General features: G+C 61.6%; 16 protein-coding genes. All 16 read left to right on the top strand.

Annotation, left to right across the window (positions count from 1 at the left end):
• The first annotated feature begins 155 nt into the window (after positions 1 to 155).
• Complete coding sequence (dusB, locus tag SOP97_RS12750) at positions 156 to 1,154, top strand: tRNA dihydrouridine synthase DusB (RefSeq protein ID WP_322949372.1); 999 nt, start codon at positions 156 to 158, stop codon at positions 1,152 to 1,154.
• Positions 1,151 to 1,471, top strand: a complete 321-nt coding sequence (fis, locus tag SOP97_RS12745; RefSeq protein WP_274087265.1) for a DNA-binding transcriptional regulator Fis — start codon at positions 1,151 to 1,153, stop codon at positions 1,469 to 1,471. The genes dusB and fis overlap by 4 nt, the downstream gene beginning before the upstream one ends.
• Before the next feature lie 74 nt (positions 1,472 to 1,545).
• A complete protein-coding gene (gene purH, locus SOP97_RS12740) occupies positions 1,546 to 3,150 on the top strand; it encodes a bifunctional phosphoribosylaminoimidazolecarboxamide formyltransferase/IMP cyclohydrolase (RefSeq protein WP_322949371.1) in 1,605 nt (534 codons plus the stop codon).
• Positions 3,151 to 3,349: 199 nt separating this feature from the next.
• Positions 3,350 to 4,639: a phosphoribosylamine--glycine ligase gene (purD, locus tag SOP97_RS12735; RefSeq protein ID WP_322949370.1), complete on the top strand. Its 1,290-nt coding sequence runs from the start codon at positions 3,350 to 3,352 to the stop codon at positions 4,637 to 4,639.
• A gap of 101 nt (positions 4,640 to 4,740) precedes the next feature.
• A complete protein-coding gene (locus SOP97_RS12730) occupies positions 4,741 to 7,521 on the top strand; it encodes a response regulator (RefSeq protein ID WP_322949369.1) in 2,781 nt (926 codons plus the stop codon).
• Between the two features lie 76 nt (positions 7,522 to 7,597).
• Positions 7,598 to 8,194, top strand: a complete 597-nt coding sequence (locus tag SOP97_RS12725) for a MarC family protein (protein ID WP_322949368.1) — start codon at positions 7,598 to 7,600, stop codon at positions 8,192 to 8,194.
• Between the two features lie 373 nt (positions 8,195 to 8,567).
• Complete coding sequence (urtA, locus tag SOP97_RS12720; RefSeq protein ID WP_322949367.1) at positions 8,568 to 9,833, top strand: urea ABC transporter substrate-binding protein; 1,266 nt, start codon at positions 8,568 to 8,570, stop codon at positions 9,831 to 9,833.
• Between the two features lie 164 nt (positions 9,834 to 9,997).
• Positions 9,998 to 11,569: an urea ABC transporter permease subunit UrtB gene (urtB, locus tag SOP97_RS12715; RefSeq protein ID WP_322949366.1), complete on the top strand. Its 1,572-nt coding sequence runs from the start codon at positions 9,998 to 10,000 to the stop codon at positions 11,567 to 11,569.
• Complete coding sequence (gene urtC, locus SOP97_RS12710) at positions 11,569 to 12,660, top strand: urea ABC transporter permease subunit UrtC (protein WP_322949365.1); 1,092 nt, start codon at positions 11,569 to 11,571, stop codon at positions 12,658 to 12,660. The genes urtB and urtC overlap by 1 nt, the downstream gene beginning before the upstream one ends.
• Positions 12,660 to 13,511: an urea ABC transporter ATP-binding protein UrtD gene (gene urtD / locus SOP97_RS12705; RefSeq protein ID WP_322949364.1), complete on the top strand. Its 852-nt coding sequence runs from the start codon at positions 12,660 to 12,662 to the stop codon at positions 13,509 to 13,511. The genes urtC and urtD overlap by 1 nt, the downstream gene beginning before the upstream one ends.
• 128 nt (positions 13,512 to 13,639) lie before the next feature.
• The gene (urtE, locus tag SOP97_RS12700) at positions 13,640 to 14,338 is read left to right on the top strand and encodes an urea ABC transporter ATP-binding subunit UrtE (protein WP_069519610.1); all 699 of its coding nucleotides are present in this window, start codon (positions 13,640 to 13,642) and stop codon (positions 14,336 to 14,338) included.
• Positions 14,339 to 14,435: 97 nt separating this feature from the next.
• On the top strand, positions 14,436 to 15,275 hold the full coding sequence (locus SOP97_RS12695; protein ID WP_322949363.1) for an urease accessory protein UreD: 840 nt from the start codon (positions 14,436 to 14,438) through the stop codon (positions 15,273 to 15,275).
• A gap of 80 nt (positions 15,276 to 15,355) precedes the next feature.
• The gene (gene ureA, locus SOP97_RS12690; RefSeq protein WP_269379893.1) at positions 15,356 to 15,658 is read left to right on the top strand and encodes an urease subunit gamma; all 303 of its coding nucleotides are present in this window, start codon (positions 15,356 to 15,358) and stop codon (positions 15,656 to 15,658) included.
• A complete protein-coding gene (locus tag SOP97_RS12685) occupies positions 15,655 to 16,155 on the top strand; it encodes a GNAT family N-acetyltransferase (protein ID WP_322949454.1) in 501 nt (166 codons plus the stop codon). Before ureA ends, SOP97_RS12685 begins: the two co-directional genes overlap by 4 nt.
• Before the next feature lie 7 nt (positions 16,156 to 16,162).
• Positions 16,163 to 16,468 carry an urease subunit beta gene (locus SOP97_RS12680; protein ID WP_322949362.1) on the top strand — a complete coding sequence of 102 codons (306 nt, stop codon included), beginning with the start codon at positions 16,163 to 16,165 and terminating at the stop codon, positions 16,466 to 16,468.
• Positions 16,469 to 16,576: 108 nt separating this feature from the next.
• Positions 16,577 to 18,277: an urease subunit alpha gene (ureC, locus tag SOP97_RS12675; protein ID WP_322949361.1), complete on the top strand. Its 1,701-nt coding sequence runs from the start codon at positions 16,577 to 16,579 to the stop codon at positions 18,275 to 18,277.
• The last annotated feature ends 1 nt before the right edge of the window (position 18,278 follow it).

The following is an 18,278-nucleotide window of genomic DNA, read 5'->3' as shown; positions in this document are numbered from 1 at the left end:
ATCCGCCACAACCAAACCCATCGCGATAAGCTCAGAGCTGTTCATAATTTGTTCAAAACAGCCTTTCTCCGGTCATCCAGAGCGGGTATCATGCCCACCCTTTTTCGCACTCTCCTATTGACCTCAACAGCACGTCTCTTGAGCAGGGAAGCCCTATGTCGGCGCTACGCATCGGCCCCTATACATTGCCCAACTCACTGATCCTCGCCCCGATGGCGGGCGTCACGGATCAGCCGTTTCGACAGCTGTGCAAGCGCATGGGCGCCGGTTTAGTGGTGTCGGAAATGGTCACCAGCGACATGCGCCTGTGGCACACCCGCAAGTCGAGCCTGCGCATGGTGCACGCCGGTGATCCCGAGCCGCGCTCGGTGCAGATCGCCGGCGGTGATCCGCAGATGCTTGCCGAGGCGGCGCGCAAGAACGTCGAATTGGGTGCACAGATTATCGACATCAACATGGGCTGCCCGGCCAAGAAAGTCTGCAACAAGGCTGCCGGCTCCGCCCTGCTGAAAGATGAAGCCTTGGTTCGCGAGATTGTTCAGGCCGTGGTCGCCGCCGTCGATGTGCCGGTGACCCTGAAAATCCGCACCGGCTGGGACCGCGAGAACAAGAACGGCGTCACCGTCGCGAAAATCGCCGAAGACGCCGGTATTGTCGCGCTGGCCGTACATGGCCGCACCCGCGCTGACCTGTACATGGGCGAGGCTGAGTACGACACCATCGCTGCAATCAAGCAGGCGGTGTCGATTCCGGTGCTGGCCAATGGCGATATCGACTCGCCAGAAAAAGCCAAGGCCGTGTTAACGGCAACTGGCGCCGATGGCCTGCTGATCGGCCGCGCCGCGCAAGGGCGGCCGTGGATATTCCGTGAAATCGAGCATTACCTGCGTACCGGTGAACACCTCCCGGCACTTGGCCTGCTCGAAGTGGAACATATTCTGCTTGAACACCTGGCTGCACTGCACGCCTTCTACGGCGATGTAATGGGCGTGCGTATCGCCCGCAAGCATGTCAGTTGGTATCTCGCAACCTTGCCGGGCGCCAAGGAGTTTCGCGCCCAATTCAATCGTCTGGACAGTAAGGACGCGCAGTGCGCCAACGTTCGCGAGTTTTTCAGCGAACGGCATAACAATGGAGAAGGGGTGGCCGCATGACGATGTTGACTGAGACTTTAGGAAGTGAAATGGCTCCTGCGAGTGACAACAGTAGTTTGAAGCAGCACCTCAATACGCCAAGCGAAGAAGGGCAAACCCTGCGTGGCAGCGTTGAGAAAGCCTTGCATAACTACTTCGCCCACCTAGAGGGCGCCGACGTCTGTGACGTCTACAACCTGGTGCTGACCGAAGTGGAAGCGCCGCTGCTGGAAACCGTGATGAATTACGTCAAGGGCAACCAGACCAAGGCCTCCGAGCTGCTCGGCCTGAATCGCGGCACCCTGCGTAAGAAACTCAAGCAATACGACCTGCTGTAACCCCCAACTCCCGAAAAGGGCGGCCCACATGAGCCGCCCTTTTTGCTGAAACCACCGCCCTGATGGACTCTGAAATGACCGACCAGACCACCCGCCTCCCCGTTCGCCGTGCCTTGATCAGTGTTTCCGACAAGACCGGCATCCTTGAGTTTGCCCGTGAGCTCGTCGCCCTCAATGTGGAGATCCTGTCCACCGGTGGCACCTACAAACTGCTCAAAGACAACGGCGTACAAGCCGTGGAAGTGGCTGACTACACTGGCTTCCCAGAAATGATGGACGGTCGCGTCAAGACCCTGCACCCGAAAATTCACGGCGGCATTCTCGGCCGTCGCGCCCTCGACGGCGCCGTCATGGACGAGCACGGCATCAAGCCGATCGACCTGGTCGCGGTCAACCTCTACCCGTTCGCCGCCACCGTGGCCAAGCCGGGCTGTGACCTCGCCGATGCCATCGAAAACATCGACATCGGCGGCCCTACCATGGTCCGCTCCGCGGCGAAGAACCACAAAGACGTGGCCATCGTGGTCAACGCTGGCGATTACGCCGGCATCGTCGAGTCCCTGAAAGCCGGCGGCCTGAGCTACGCCCAGCGCTTCGACCTGGCCCTCAAAGCCTTCGAGCACACCGCTGCCTACGACGGCATGATCGCCAACTACCTGGGCACCATCGAACAGAGCCGCGACACCCTATCGACTGCCGAGCGCAACCTCTTCCCGCGCACCTTCAATACCCAGTTCATCAAAGCGCAAGACATGCGCTACGGTGAAAACCCGCACCAGAAAGCCGCGTTCTACGTCGAGCATGCCGACGAAGCCTGCGTGGCGACCGCCGTGCAGCTGCAGGGTAAAGAGCTGTCGTTCAACAACGTGGCCGACACCGACGCCGCGCTGGAATGCGTGAAGAGCTTCGTTAAACCGGCCTGCGTCATCGTCAAGCACGCCAACCCATGCGGCGTGGCCGTGGCCCTGGACAGCGAAGGTGGGATCCGCCAGGCCTACGAGCTGGCCTACGCCACAGACACCGAGTCGGCCTTCGGCGGCATCATCGCCTTCAACCGCGAGCTGGACGGTGCCACCGCCCAAGCCATCGTTGAGCGTCAGTTTGTCGAAGTGATCATTGCGCCGAAAATCAGCGCTGAAGCACGCGCTGTAGTCGCTGCCAAAGCCAACGTCCGCCTGCTCGAGTGCGGCGAATGGCCGGCTGAGCGCAGCACCGGTTGGGACTTCAAACGCGTCAATGGCGGCCTGCTGGTACAGAGCCGCGACATCGGCATGATCACCGCCGACGACCTGAAGATCGTCACCCAGCGCGCGCCGAGCGAGCAGGAAGTGCACGACCTGATCTTCGCCTGGAAAGTGGCCAAGTTCGTCAAATCCAACGCCATCGTCTACGCCAAAGGCCGCCAGACTATCGGTGTCGGCGCCGGCCAGATGAGCCGCGTCAACTCCGCACGCATTGCTGCAATCAAAGCCGAGCATGCTGGCCTACAAGTGGCGGGCTCGGTGATGGCCTCCGACGCCTTCTTCCCGTTCCGCGATGGTTTGGATAACGCGGCGGCTAATGGCGTCACCGCGGTGATCCAGCCGGGTGGATCGATGCGCGACGCAGAAGTGATTGCCGCCGCCGATGAAGCGGGTATTGCCATGGTGTTTACCGGCATGCGCCACTTTAGGCACTAAAATCGGCCGCACTCGGACAGGTACCTGCGGCGTTGTCCGGCACTCCCCCCATGCTCATTGCCAGAAGGCAACTCCGCTGGGTGAAGTGCCGAACGCCTTGCATCTACCAGCCCGATCGCGACCTCAGAATTTGTAGGGTGAATAACGCTTCGCTTATCCACCAAACGGGCCAAAAGCCCGCCTCCACTGGGAGAGAAACATGAATGTATTGATCATAGGCAGCGGCGGTCGTGAACACGCCCTGGCCTGGAAAGTCGCGCAAGACAAGCGCGTCACCAAAGTCTTCGTGGCCCCGGGCAACGCCGGCACCGCGACAGAAGCCAAGTGCGAGAACGTCGCCATCGACGTGCTGGATATCCAAGCGCTGGCCGACTTCGCCGAGCAAAACGTGCAGCTGACCATCGTCGGCCCGGAAGCGCCGTTGGTAGCGGGCGTGGTTGACCTGTTCCGCACGCGCAAACTGGATATCTTCGGCCCCACCGCTGCCGCCGCGCAGCTGGAAGGCTCCAAGGCCTTCACCAAGGACTTCCTCGCCCGTCACGCGATTCCAACTGCCGATTACCAGAACTTCACCGAAGTTGAACCGGCCCTGGCTTACCTGCAAAAAGTCGGCGCACCCATCGTGATCAAGGCCGACGGCCTAGCGGCGGGCAAAGGCGTGATCGTCGCCATGACCCTGCAGGAAGCGGAAGACGCCGTGCGCGACATGCTCGCCGGCAACGCGTTTGGCGAAGCCGGTTCACGCGTGGTGATCGAAGAGTTCCTCGACGGCGAAGAAGCCAGCTTTATCGTCATGGTCGATGGTGCAAACGTGCTGCCTATGGCCACCAGCCAGGACCACAAGCGCGTCGGCGACGCCGATACCGGCCCGAACACCGGCGGCATGGGCGCTTACTCGCCGGCACCGGTAGTCACCGCCGACGTGCACCAGCGCGTGATGGATGAAGTGATTTATCCGACCGTGCGCGGCATGGCCAGCGAAGGCAACGTTTACACCGGCTTCCTTTACGCCGGGCTGATGATCGACCAGGCTGGCAAGCCGAAGGTGATCGAATTCAACTGCCGCTTCGGCGACCCAGAAACCCAGCCGATCATGGTTCGCCTGGAAAGCTCCCTGGTGCTGCTGGTCGAAGCCGCACTGGCCAAGGCGCTGGACAAGGTCGAAGCTACCTGGGACCCACGCCCGACAGTAGGTGTGGTGATCGCTGCCGGCGGCTACCCCGCTGATTACGCCAAGGGTGATGTGATCGAAGGGCTGGAGGATGCCGCACAATTGGAAGGCAAAGTTTTCCACGCCGGCACGGCACTGAAGGACGGCCAGGTCGTTACCGCTGGTGGCCGCGTGCTGTGTGCCACCGCCATCGGCCGTACCGTGGAAGAGGCTCAGCAGCAGGCCTACCGCCTGGCCGAGAAGATCCGCTGGAACGGTAGCTTCTACCGCAACGACATCGGTTACCGCGCGATTGCCCGCGAACACGCAGAAAAGTAAACGTAAAGACGACAATGGTGGCTAAATGGCCATCATTGTCATATTACCCAGACAAACAGCTTGGCTATAATCTGCCCACCTAATATTGAAGGGAACTCATTGTGCGCCGGCTGAGGATTGCCACCTACCTGCTACTCAGCACCCTGCTGATGGCGCTCACCGTAGCGTCAGCTCAAGCAGACGCACAGGTTGCCTGGTCAAGCCTTAACGACCCGGGCGCTGAGCTACAACTCAATGACGTGCGCAGCGCCGAACGCAGAGCGCAGTTCCAGCCCATTGACCTCACCCAGCTCTACACACCAGGCGGCAACAGCGCACTGTGGCTGCACCACCGCCTGCCGGCGAATACCGATGCGCAGATGCTGCGGTTGTTCGCCCCTTACCTGGCCTACCTTGACCTCTATGTGCTGCAAAACGATGAGCTCATCGCGCAGGCCCATACCGGTAGCAACCTACCGCTCTCCAGCCGGCCACTGGCCAGCCGCGACTTTCTCTTGCCGCTGCCGATCAGCGAGCAACCGCTAGACCTGTATCTGCGCCTGGCCTCCGATCATGCCTTGCGCCCTACCATCACCCTGCAGAGCGCCCAAGCCTTAGCGGCCGATGATAATCGCCCGTTGCTCTTTGGTCTGTTAATCGGCTGCCTGCTCATGCTGGTGGCTTATAACCTTGTGCGCTATGCGTACATTCGTGCCAACAGCAGCCTCTGGTTGGCCGCGATGCAAACCTGCCAAGTGATCGTGGCGATAAGCCTGCTGGGCATCAGCACGCCCTGGCTGGGTGAGTGGCAAAGCCTGCAGCCACAGATCGTCAACCTGTCGATGCTGCTGGTGGCACTCTGCGCGCTGTGTTTTACCGCCAGCTTCTTCCATAAGGTTTGCCCCAACACGCTGCTGAACTATCTGCTTGGCGGCGAAGTGGCGCTGATCGCCGTGGTATGCGCGGTTCTACTGGTCGCAACCAACCTGCAGTTCAACCAGTTGGTCTACCTACTCAATGCGCTTGCCGGCTTGAGCATCCTGCTGGTCGCGCTCACCCACTGGCGACATGGTTACCAACCCGCGCGCTTGTTCAGCCTGGCGGCGCTGGTGTTCTGCGCGGCCTTTATCTGCGCCCTGCCCGTTTTCTTTGGCTATGGGTCAGTGCAGAGCGAATCGATCGCCTACGCCCTGCTGGCCGCCACTGTCGTTAGCGGTTTTATCCTCAGCATGGCCATGAGCGAACGGCAACGCCGCATCCTGCATGAGCACTTCAGTACCAGCAGCGCGCTCGCCGCCAGCACGGCCGAACTAAAAGCCAAAGCCGAGTTTCTCGCCAAGATCAGCCACGAAATCCGCACACCGATGAATGGCGTGCTCGGCATGACTGAGCTGCTGCTCGGCACGCCGCTGTCCGCCAAGCAGCGCGACTATGTGCAAACCATCCACAGCGCGGGCAATGAGCTGCTGACCTTGATCAACGAGATCCTCGACATCTCCAAGCTCGAATCCGGGCAGATTGAACTCGATGACGTGCAGTTCGACCTCAACGCGCTGATTGAAGACTGCCTAGACATCTTCCGCGCCAAGGCCGAGCAGCAGAAGGTTGAGCTGATCAGTTTTATCCAACCGCAAGTGCCACGCGTGATTAGCGGTGACCCCACGCGCCTGCGCCAGACCCTGCTGAGCCTGCTGGACAACGCCTTCAAGCAGACCGATGAAGGCGAAATTCTGCTGGTGGTGGCGCTCGACAACAATAGCGACACCGCACGCCTACGGATTGCGGTGCAGGACAGCGGCAAGCCACTGGATGCCAGCGAACGCGACGCCCTCCTCAACGCCGAACTGCACAGCAAAGACTTCCTCGCGGCAACAAAGCTGGGCGGCCGCCTTGGCCTGATTATCGCCCGCCAGCTGATCCGCCTGATGGGCGGCGAGTTTGGTATCCAGGGCGGCAACAGCCGGGGCTCAACCCTATGGCTGACCCTGCCGCTGGATGCCGCGCGCCTGGAGCTGCCCACCGCCGATCTCGACGCCTCGCTGCAAGGCGCCCGCCTGCTGGTGGTGGACGACAACGACACCTGCCGCAAAGTCCTGGTGCAGCAATGCAGCGCCTGGGGCATGCGCGTCAGCGCGGTGCCGTCGGGTAAAGAAGCGCTGGCCCTGCTGCGCACCAAGGCGCACCTGCACGAGTACTTCGATGCCGTGCTGCTGGACCAAGAAATGCCCGGCATGACCGGTATGCAGCTGGCGGCTCGCATCAAAGAAGACGCCAACATCAACCACGACATCCTGCTGATCATGCTCACCGGTATCAGCCAGGCGCCGAGCAAGATCATTGCGCGCAACGCCGGGATCAAACGCATCCTGGCCAAACCGGTGGCCGGCTACACCCTGAAAACCACCCTGGCTGACGAGCTGGCGCAGCGCGGTAAGGGTGAATCGCCGATGTTCAGCCCCGCACCGGTCAGTGCCCCCCTTAACGCCCCCAGTGACTTCCGCATTCTGGTCGCCGAAGACAACACCATTTCCACCAAAGTGATTCGCGGCATGCTCGGCAAGCTCAACCTGCAGCCTGATACCGCGAGCAACGGTGAAGAAGCGCTTAGCGCGATGAAAGCGCAGCAGTACGATCTGGTGCTGATGGATTGCGAAATGCCCGTGCTCGATGGTTTCTCCGCCACCGAACAGCTGCGCGCATGGGAAGCCGCCGAGCAGCGCCCGCGCACCCCAGTGGTGGCGCTGACCGCGCACATCCTCAATGAACACAAAGAGCGCGCGCGCCAAGTGGGTATGGACGGGCACATGTCCAAACCGGTGGAAATGTCGCAATTGCGTGAACTGATTGAGCACTGGGTGGCCGAGCGGGAAATCCGCCTAAAGCGCGCCGCCTTGCCATCCTGATCGGGTCGTCGGGATTGCCCGGCGGCCTCTACACTCGTACCCTGCCTCCCCTTATTGATCGAGACGAGTCCTAGTCATGGCGTCCGCGCTGTTCAGCCTGTATTTGAAACTGCTGGTGCTCTATAGCCCCTTCTTCGTGCTGTCGTGCTTTATTGGTTTGAGCCGTGGTTACACGGTCAAGGAGCGCAAGCGCCTGGCCTGGAAGGTGGCGCTTGGCGTACTGATCGCCAGCGTGCTGCTGTACCTGTTCGGCAAACACATCTTCACCCTGTTCGGCATCACCATTGATGCCTTCCGCATCGGGGCCGGCAGTGTGCTATTTATCTCGGCGCTGGGCATGGCCCAGGGCAAGTCGGCGGTGCAAAGCGATAACGTGCAGCAAGACGTGACTATCGTGCCGCTGACCATCCCGCTGACCGTCGGCCCCGGCACCATCGGCGCCCTACTGCTGATGGGCGCCAGCCAACCGGACTGGAGCGACAAGGCTGTGGCCGTGCTGGGCATCGCCCTGGCCAGCTTCACCGTGGGCGTGGTGCTGTATATGTCCAACCAGTTCGAACGCTTGCTCGGTGATCAGGGCCTGCAGATCGTCAGCCGCCTGATGGGGCTGTTCGTTTGCGCCCTGGCCGCGCAGATCATCTTTACCGGGGTAAAAAACTACCTGATCAGCTGACCCTCAGCCTCACGCCCCAGCACAGCACACACCCACGCACCACACCCCGCCCTTCGCACCTGCATGGTGCAACCACACCGCAAACCATCACACCGCGCCCCGGCTGCACAGCCGGGGCGCAACACCGGCGGCTGCCCGCTAAACACGACGCCCCTAGGCCATAGCGCATCTCAGGGGGCCTATCTGCGCGTGTTGCCGGGCGCGATCTGCCTGGCGTAACGCAAACAGGCACAGCAATTGCTCTAGTCCTGTCGAGGACAGCGCAGCGCTGTCGACGTTTCCGGGCGCAGCTTGTGCCCCGTTGTTTCACTGCCAAGACCAATAAGCCCAAATCAGCAGTTAACACAGTACCTTTGTGAATGGAGATCGCACCATGCAACGTCGCAATCTGATCAAGGCCTTCACCCTGTCCGCGTCCATCGCCGCCATGGGCATGACCTGGACCGTGCAAGCCGCGGAAACCATCAAGGTCGGCATCCTGCACTCATTGTCCGGCACCATGGCCATCTCGGAAACGTCGCTGAAAGACATGGCGCTGATGACCATCGACGAAATCAACGCCAAGGGCGGCGTACTCGGTAAACAGCTTGAGCCTGTGGTGGTTGACCCGGCGTCCAACTGGCCGCTGTTCGCCGAGCGTGGCCGCCAGCTGCTGACCCAGGACAAGGTCGACGTCACCTTCGGCTGCTGGACCTCGGTATCGCGCAAATCCGTGCTACCGGTCTATGAAGAACTCAACGGTCTGCTGTTCTACCCTGTGCAGTACGAAGGCGAAGAAATGTCGCCAAACGTCTTCTACACGGGCGCAGCGCCAAACCAACAGGCCATCCCTGCGGTCGAGTACTTGATGAGCGAAGACGGCGGCGCGGCCAAGCGCTACTTCCTGCTGGGTACTGACTACGTTTACCCGCGCACCACCAACAAGATCCTGCGCGCCTTCCTGGTCAGCAAAGGCGTGGCCGAGAAAGACATCGAAGAGGTCTACACCCCATTCGGCCATAGCGACTATCAAACCATCGTCGCCAACATCAAGAAGTTCTCCGCTGGCGGTAAAACTGCGGTGATCTCCACCGTTAACGGCGACTCCAACGTGCCGTTCTACAAAGAACTGGCCAACCAGGGCATCGAAGCCACCGACATTCCAGTCGTAGCCTTCTCCGTGGGTGAGGAAGAACTGCGCGGCATCGACACCAAGCCGCTGGTCGGTCAGCTGGCCGCCTGGAACTACTTCCAGTCCGTGGAGAACCCGGTTAACGAGAAGTTCGTCGCTGACTGGAAAGCCTACGCCCAAGCCAAGAAGCTGCCGAACGCCGACACCGTGGTGACCAATGACCCAATGGAAGCCACTTACGTGGGCATCCACATGTGGGCCCAGGCCGTTGAGAAAGCCGGCACCACCGACGTTGATAAGGTCCGCGAGGCCATGGCCGGGCAGACCTTTGCTGCGCCGAGTGGCTTCACCCTGACCATGGACAAAACCAACCATCACCTGCACAAACCCGTGATGATCGGTGAAGTGCAGGAAGACGGGCAGTTCTCCGTGGTCTGGCAGACCGAAGGGCCGATCCGCGCCCAACCGTGGAGCCCGTACATCGAGGGCAACGACAAAAAGCCGGATTACGCAGTCAAGTCCAACTAAGGCAAAAGCCCTCCCCTCGAGCGTGATGACACGCCGCGTGTGCTGACCAACCCCCTTGTCAGAGATGGGTTGGCTCAGCCACGCAGGGAGAGGGTCGCTGGAGCCCGGAGGTGATCCGGGAAGACCGCTCCCGGATCACATCCGGGCTACGCCAAGGAATCCCCATGCCCACTGCCCTTACCCGAATTCTGCTGAGCCTGCTGTTGCTGCTGCCCCTGGCCGCGCACGCTGGTGATGCACAAGATTTTGCCGCCGCCAACCCGGCTAAGCAGGCCAAGCTGCTGCAAAGCTGGTCGGCCGCCCCTGATGCTGCACGCCTGCCATTGCTCGAAGCCTTGCAGCAGGGCCGCGTCGCGACTGACAAGAGCAAGCAGGCGTTTATTGAAACCGCCGGCACTTACCAAGCATTGGAAGGTGACGCGCGCCCAACCAGTACGCCCAAGAAACTGCGCCTGAATAACCGCCTGCGCGGCCTGATCAGCAGCACCATGGCCAGCCATCAACTGCTCGCGGACGATCCAGCACTGCGCCTGGCCGCCGCCCAGCAACTGCAAAAGAGCGCCAAACCGGCGCAACTGCCATTGCTGGAAGCCAGCGTCGCCCGCGAAACCGACGAGACTGTGCGTGACGCCTTGACCCTGGCGCTGGCCAACCTACAACTGGTCGACAGCGACCCTGCCGTGCGCCTGGCAGCCGTACGCCTGCTCGGTGAAACCGGCGACCCACTGGCCCGCACCCGCCTGGAAACCCTGCTCGACCCCGCCGTGGAAAGCGACCCAGGCGTGCGCACCGCCGCCGAAACCAGCCTGGCCCAAGTCAAACGCAAGCTGCTGATCGGTGAACTGCTTGGTCAGGCCTTTAGCGGCCTATCGCTCGGATCGATTCTGCTGTTGGCCGCCTTGGGCCTGGCCATCACTTTCGGCCTGCTCGGGGTGATCAACATGGCCCACGGCGAGATGCTGATGCTCGGCGCCTATTCCACCTACATGGTGCAGGTGCTGTTCCAGCGTTTCGCCCCCGAGGCTCTGGCGCTGTACCCGCTGGTGGCGCTGCCGGTGGCATTCTTCGTCACCGCAGCGATTGGCATGCTCCTAGAGCGCACGGTAATCCGCCACCTTTATGGCCGCCCGCTGGAAACCCTGCTGGCCACCTGGGGTATTAGCCTGATTCTGATCCAACTGGTGCGCGTGCTGTTTGGCGCGCAGAACGTCGAAGTGGCCAACCCCTACTGGCTGTCCGGCGGCATCCAAGTGCTGCCGAATCTGGTGCTGCCGTACAACCGCATCGTGATTATCGGCTTCGCCCTGTTTGTGGTGGTGCTGACCTGGCTGCTGCTGAACAAGACCCGCCTCGGCCTTAACGTCCGTGCCGTGACGCAGAACCGCAACATGGCCGCCTGCTGCGGTGTGCCGACCGGCCAGGTGGATATGCTCGCCTTCGGTCTCGGCTCCGGTATCGCCGGTCTCGGCGGCGTGGCCCTGAGCCAGATCGGCAACGTCGGTCCCGATCTCGGGCAGAGCTACATCATCGACTCGTTCCTGGTGGTGGTGCTCGGCGGTGTCGGCCAGTTCGCCGGTAGCGTGATGGCCGCCTTTGGTCTGGGCATCGCCAACAAGATTCTCGAACCGCAGATCGGTGCCGTGCTCGGCAAGATCCTTATCCTCGCGCTGATCATTCTGTTTATTCAGAAACGCCCGCAAGGTCTGTTTGCTTTGAAAGGACGGGTGATCGACTGATGACTATGCCACTCAACCAAACGCTGCTGGCGCGAGCCAGCGCCAAGCTCGGCCCGCAAGTGTCCATCGCCATCGGCCTGCTGGTACTCACCCTGCTGATCGCCATGCCGCTGCTGCACCTGTTGCCTGCGGACAACGCCCTGCATGTGTCGGCCTACACCCTGACCCTGGTTGGCAAAATCCTCTGCTACTGCATCGTCGCCCTGGCGCTCGATCTGGTCTGGGGTTACGCCGGCCTGCTGTCGCTCGGCCACGGCCTATTCTTCGCCCTCGGCGGTTACGCCATGGGCATGTACCTGATGCGCGAAGCCGCCGGTGACGGCCTGCCGGCCTTTATGAGTTTCCTCGCCTGGACCGAGCTGCCCTGGTATTGGTACGGCACCAGCAACTTCCTCTGGGCGCTATGCCTGGTAGTGCTGGCCCCCGGTTTGCTGGCGTTAGTGTTCGGCTTCTTCGCCTTCCGCTCGCGGATCAAGGGCGTGTACTTCTCAATCATGACCCAGGCGCTGACCTTCGCCGGGATGCTGCTGTTCTTTCGCAACGAAACCGGCTTCGGCGGCAATAACGGCTTTACCAACTTCAAAACGATTCTGGGCTTCGACATCACCTCGGCGCACACCCGCGCGGTGCTGTTTCTCGCCACCGTGGCGCTGCTGGTCGCCAGCCTATACCTGGGCTGGACACTGGCGCGCAGCAAGTTCGGCCGCGTGCTGACGGCGCTGCGCGATGCGGAAAACCGCCTGATGTTCTGCGGCTACGACCCGCGCGGCTACAAGCTGTTTATCTGGGTGCTCAGCGCCGTGCTCTGTGGTCTGGCCGGCGCGCTGTATGTGCCACAGGTGGGCATCATCAACCCCAGCGAAATGTCGCCGACCAACTCTATCGAAGCTGCCGTGTGGGTCGCCCTCGGCGGGCGCGGCACGCTGATCGGTCCGCTGCTCGGCGCCGGTTTAGTCAACGGTATGAAGAGCTGGTTTACCGTGGCCTTCCCCGAGTATTGGCTGTTCGCCCTGGGCTTCCTTTTCATTGTCGTAACCCTGTTCTTACCCAAGGGCGTAATCGGCCTATTGCGTAAAAAAGGAGAGCAATGATGCGCGCCACTCCGGTACCCGAATTTATGCTCGAACCTGCCTTTGACCCCGCCGGCAGCGGCCGCGATGCGATTGGCGCAAGCACCCTGGCGAGCAAGGGCCTGAACGTCCGTCACGGCACCATCCTGACCCTGGAAGACATCAACGTCAGCTTCGATGGCTTCAAGGCGCTGACCAACCTGACCCTGTATATCGGCGTCGGCGAGCTGCGCTGCATCATCGGCCCCAATGGCGCCGGCAAGACCACCATGATGGACGTGATCACCGGCAAGACCCGTCCCGACAACGGCGTCGCCTACTTCGGCGAAACCCTCGACCTGACGCAGATGAGCGAAGTGGAAATCGCCCAATCCGGTATCGGTCGCAAGTTCCAGAAACCCACAGTATTCGAAGCGCTGAGCGTGTTCGAAAACCTCGAGTTGGCGCAGAAAACCAACAAGTCGGTATGGGCCAGCCTGCGCGCCAAACTCAGTGGCGAGCAGAAAGACCGCATAGATGAAGTACTGCAGACGATCAAACTCGACACCTCGCGCAATCGCCCGGCCGGGCTGTTGTCCCACGGCCAGAAGCAGTTCCTCGAGATCGGCATGTTGCTGGTGCAAGACCCGCAACTGTTGCTGCTGGACGAGCCGGTGGCGGGCATGACCGACGCCGAAACCGAGTTCACCGCCGAGCTATTCAAATCCCTGGCGCGCAAGCACTCGCTGATGGTAGTGGAACACGATATGGGCTTTGTCGGCAGCATTGCCGACCACGTCACCGTGTTGCACCAGGGCAGCGTGCTGGCCGAAGGCTCGCTAGAGCAGGTGCAGGCCGATGAACGAGTGATTGAGGTTTATCTAGGCCGCTAAATACCGCGGATGATGGTTCCCACGCTCTGGAGTGGGAACCCCTCCCGGGACGCTCCGCGTCCCTGCGACGCAGAGCGTCGCCAACTGCATCCCCACGCAGAGCGTGGGAACGATCAAGGGAGCAAGACATGCTGCAAGTTGAGCAACTGCATCAGTACTACGGCGGCAGCCATATCCTCCGCGGCCTGTCGTTCGAGGCCAAGGTCGGCGAAGTCACCTGCCTGCTCGGCCGCAATGGCGTGGGCAAGACCACCCTGCTGAAATGCCTGATGGGCCTGATCCCGGCCAAGCAAGGCGCAGTCAACTGGGAAGGCCAGCCGATCACCGCATTCAAGCCGCACCAGCGCGTGCACGCCGGCATCGCCTACGTACCCCAGGGCCGGGAAATCTTCGGCCGCCTGACCGTGGAAGAAAACCTGCTGATGGGCTTATCGCGCTTTCCCGGCAGCGAAGCCAAGGTAGTGCCGGAGTTTATCTACGAACTGTTCCCAGTGCTGCGTGAGATGAAGCAACGCCGCGGCGGCGACCTCTCCGGCGGTCAGCAGCAACAGCTTGCGATAGGCAGAGCCCTGGCGAGCAAGCCGCGCCTGCTGATCCTCGATGAGCCCACCGAAGGCATCCAGCCCTCGGTGATCAAGGAGATCGGCGTGGTAATCAAGAAGCTCGCCGAACGTGGTGACATGGCCATCCTGCTGGTCGAGCAGTTTTATGACTTTGCCGCCGAGCTGGCCGATCAATACCTTGTCATGAGCCGCGGCGAGATTGTCCAGCAGGGACGTGGCGAAACCATGGAAGCCGACGGTGTGCGCGGACTGGTGGCGATTTGAGGGCAACCTGTAGGCGCGAGCTTGCTCGCGATTGCGATTCGCGAGCAAGCTCGCGCCTACAAAACAGCCGAAGCCCATTCCACCGAAAAAGATAACTATGAACGCACCCGTACCCGCCGCCTTATTTACCCCCAGCTGGCACGCCGAGCTGGAGCTGGGTTATGGCCGTGACGGCGACGCCACCCGCCCGACCCTGCGCCGCCATAAAGGCCCGCTGCGGGTGCAAAAGCACCTGTACGCCGAAGGGCCGCAAGTGTGCCAGCACATCATCGTGCACCCACCGGGCGGCATCGCCGGCGGTGACCGCCTGGATATTTGCGCCACCGTCGGCGCCAATGCCTGGGCCCAGCTGACCAGCCCCGGTGCAGCCAAGTGGTACCGCGCTACCGGCCCGGCTTATCAAAGCCTCAAGCTGCGTGTCGAAGCGGGTGCCACCTTGGAATGGCTGCCACAGGAAACCATCGTCTACGCCGGCGCCCAAGCCGAGCTGAGCACCGATATCGACCTGCTTGGCGATGCCAAGCTGCTGTACTGGGACATCGTCGCCCTCGGCCGCCCAGCCAGTGGCGAGCGCTTCGATGCGGGCCATTTCCAAGCCGAACTGAATATTCGCCGCGACGGCCAACTGCTCTGGCACGAACGCCAGCGAGTTACCGGCGCTGACGGCCTGCTCGACTCGCCCATCGGCCTGGACGGCAAACCAGTGTTTGCCACCCTGCTGATCACTGGCGAAATCGACAGCGAATTGCTGGAGCGCTGCCGCAATCTGACCACACCGGTACGCGGCGACCTGACTCAACTACCGGGCCTACTGGTGGCCCGTTGCCTGGCCAGTGAAGCGCTGCTTGCCCGCGCCTGGCTAATCGAACTCTGGCGCCTGCTGCGCCCTGAATTACTTGGCCGTGAGGCCATACCCCCGAGAATTTGGAACACGTAGGGTGGACAACCGCGCAGCGTTGTCCACCACCAGCCGGTGGATGTGAAAAGCGACATCCACCCTACGAACGGAGCAAAACGATGGACCTTACACCCAGAGAAAAAGACAAATTACTGATCTTCACCGCCGGCCTGGTGGCCGAACGCCGCCTCGCCCGTGGGGTAAAGCTCAACTACCCGGAAGCCATGGCCTATATCTCCGCCGCACTGCTGGAAGGCGCCCGCGACGGCCAGACCGTGGCCGAGCTGATGCACTTCGGCACCACGTTGCTCAGCCGTGATCAGGTGATGGAAGGCATCCCTGAAATGATCCCGGAGATTCAAGTCGAGGCCACCTTCCCCGACGGCACCAAACTGGTCACCGTCCATCAACCGATTGCATAAGCATGATTATTCAAGACGCCACTGCCGCCGACCTGCCCGCCATCCTAGCCATCTACAACGACGCCGTACTCAATACCACGGCGATCTGGAATGAAACCCTCGTCGACCTGGCCAACCGCCAGGCCTGGCTGAGCGAACGCAACGCCGCCGGTTTCCCCGTACTGGTAGCCCACGATGCTGCTGGAGAGGTCGTCGGCTACAGCAGCTACGGCACTTGGCGCGCCATCGAAGGCTTTCGCCACACCGTCGAACACTCGGTATACGTGCGCTGCGACCAACGCGGCCAAGGCCTCGGGCCGCTGCTGATGCAAGCGCTGATCGAGCGCGCCCAAACGGCAGGCCTGCACGTCATGGTCGCCGCCATCGAGAGCGGCAACAGCGCCTCAGTCCGCCTGCACGAGCGCCTTGGATTCGTCACCACCGGCCAGATGCCGCAGGTCGGCCGCAAGTTCGGCCGCTGGCTGGACCTCACCTTTATGCAACTGAACCTGGAGTGAAACAGCGATGATCCCCGGCGAATACCAAATCCAGGACGGCGACATAGAGCTGAATGCCGGCCGTCGCACGATCAGCCTGACCGTAGCGAACAGCGGCGACCGACCGATTCAGGTCGGCTCGCATTACCATTTTTTTGAAACCAACGACGCGCTGACTTTTGATCGCAGCGCCGCACGCGGCATGCGCCTGAACATCCCGGCCGGCACTGCGGTGCGCTTCGAGCCAGGGCAGAGCCGCGAAGTGGAATTGGTCGACCTGGCCGGCCATCGCCGCGTATTCGGCTTTGCCGGACGGGTGATGGGCGACTTGTAACGTCTGGGTAGGATGGGTGGAGCGCAGCGATACCCATCGCCCAAAACTAACCAAGCATTGATGGGTTACGCCGCTTCGCCGCTAACCCATCCTACGGATAGGACAAACATGAAAATTTCCCGCCAAGCCTATGCCGATATGTTCGGCCCCACCGTCGGCGATAAGGTGCGCCTGGCCGATACCGAGCTGTGGATTGAAGTGGAAAAAGACTTCACCACCTACGGCGAGGAAGTGAAATTCGGCGGCGGCAAGGTGATCCGCGACGGCATGGGCCAGGGACAACTGTGCGCCGCCGACGTGGTCGACACACTGATCACCAACGCACTGATCATCGATCACTGGGGCATCGTCAAAGCCGACGTCGGCCTTAAGGACGGCCGTATTGCCGCCATCGGCAAAGCCGGCAACCCGGATATCCAGCCGGACGTGACCATCGCCATCGGCGCCGGCACTGAGGTGATCGCCGGTGAAGGCATGATCCTCACTGCGGGCGGTATCGACACGCATATCCACTTCATCTGCCCGCAGCAGATCGAAGAAGCGTTGATGAGCGGCGTGACCACCATGATCGGCGGTGGTACCGGGCCGGCCACCGGCACCAACGCCACCACCTGCACCTCCGGCCCTTGGCACATGGCGCGCATGCTGCAGGCCGCCGACGCCTTCCCGATGAACATGGGCTTTACCGGCAAGGGCAACGCTTCGCTGCCAGAACCGCTGATCGAACAGGTCAAGGCCGGTGCCATCGGCCTCAAGCTGCATGAAGACTGGGGCACCACCCCGGCGGCCATCGACAATTGCCTCTCCGTGGCCGATCAATACGACGTGCAGGTGGCGATTCACACTGACACGCTGAACGAATCCGGCTTTGTCGAAACCACCCTCGGCGCGTTTAAGGGTCGCACCATCCACACCTACCACACCGAGGGTGCCGGTGGCGGTCACGCGCCAGACATCATCAAGGCCTGCGGCTTCCCCAACGTGCTGCCCAGCTCGACCAACCCGACACGGCCGTTCACCAAGAACACCATCGATGAACACCTGGACATGCTGATGGTCTGCCACCACTTGGACCCGAGCATTGCCGAAGACGTGGCTTTTGCGGAAAGCCGCATCCGCCGTGAAACCATCGCCGCCGAAGACATCCTGCATGACCTCGGCGCGTTCAGCATGATCAGCTCCGACAGCCAGGCCATGGGCCGCGTGGGCGAGGTGATCACCCGTACCTGGCAGACCGCCGACAAGATGCACAAGCAGCGCGGCCGGCTGGACGGCGACGGCCTCGGCAACAGTAACTTCCGGGTTAAACGCTACATCGCCAAGTACACCATCAACCCGGCGATCACCCACGGCATCAGCCATGAAGTGGGCTCCATCGAAGTGGGCAAATGGGCGGATCTGGTGCTCTGGCGTCCGGCGTTTTTCGGCGTGAAACCGACGCTGATTCTCAAGGGTGGAGCGATTGCCGCCAGCCTGATGGGCGACGCCAATGCCTCGATCCCCACCCCGCAGCCGGTGCATTACCGGCCGATGTTCGCCAGCTATGGCGGCAGCCGGCATGCCACCAGCATCACCTTTATCAGCCAGGCGGCTTTCGATGCTGGGGTGCCCGAACAGCTGGGGCTGAAGAAGAAGATTGGCGTGGTCAAAGGCTGCCGCGAGGTGCAGAAAACCGACCTGATTCACAACGACTACCTGCCGACTATCGAGGTGGACGCGCAGAACTATCAAGTCAAGGCTGACGGTCAGCTGCTCTGGTGCGAGCCGGCCGAGGTGCTACCGATGGCGCAGCGTTATTTTCTGTTCTGAC

Source organism: Pseudomonas spirodelae, from assembly GCF_034653255.1.
Taxonomy (GTDB): Bacteria; Pseudomonadota; Gammaproteobacteria; order Pseudomonadales; family Pseudomonadaceae; genus Aquipseudomonas; species Aquipseudomonas spirodelae.
This window is presented reverse-complemented; position numbering and strand designations above follow the sequence as displayed.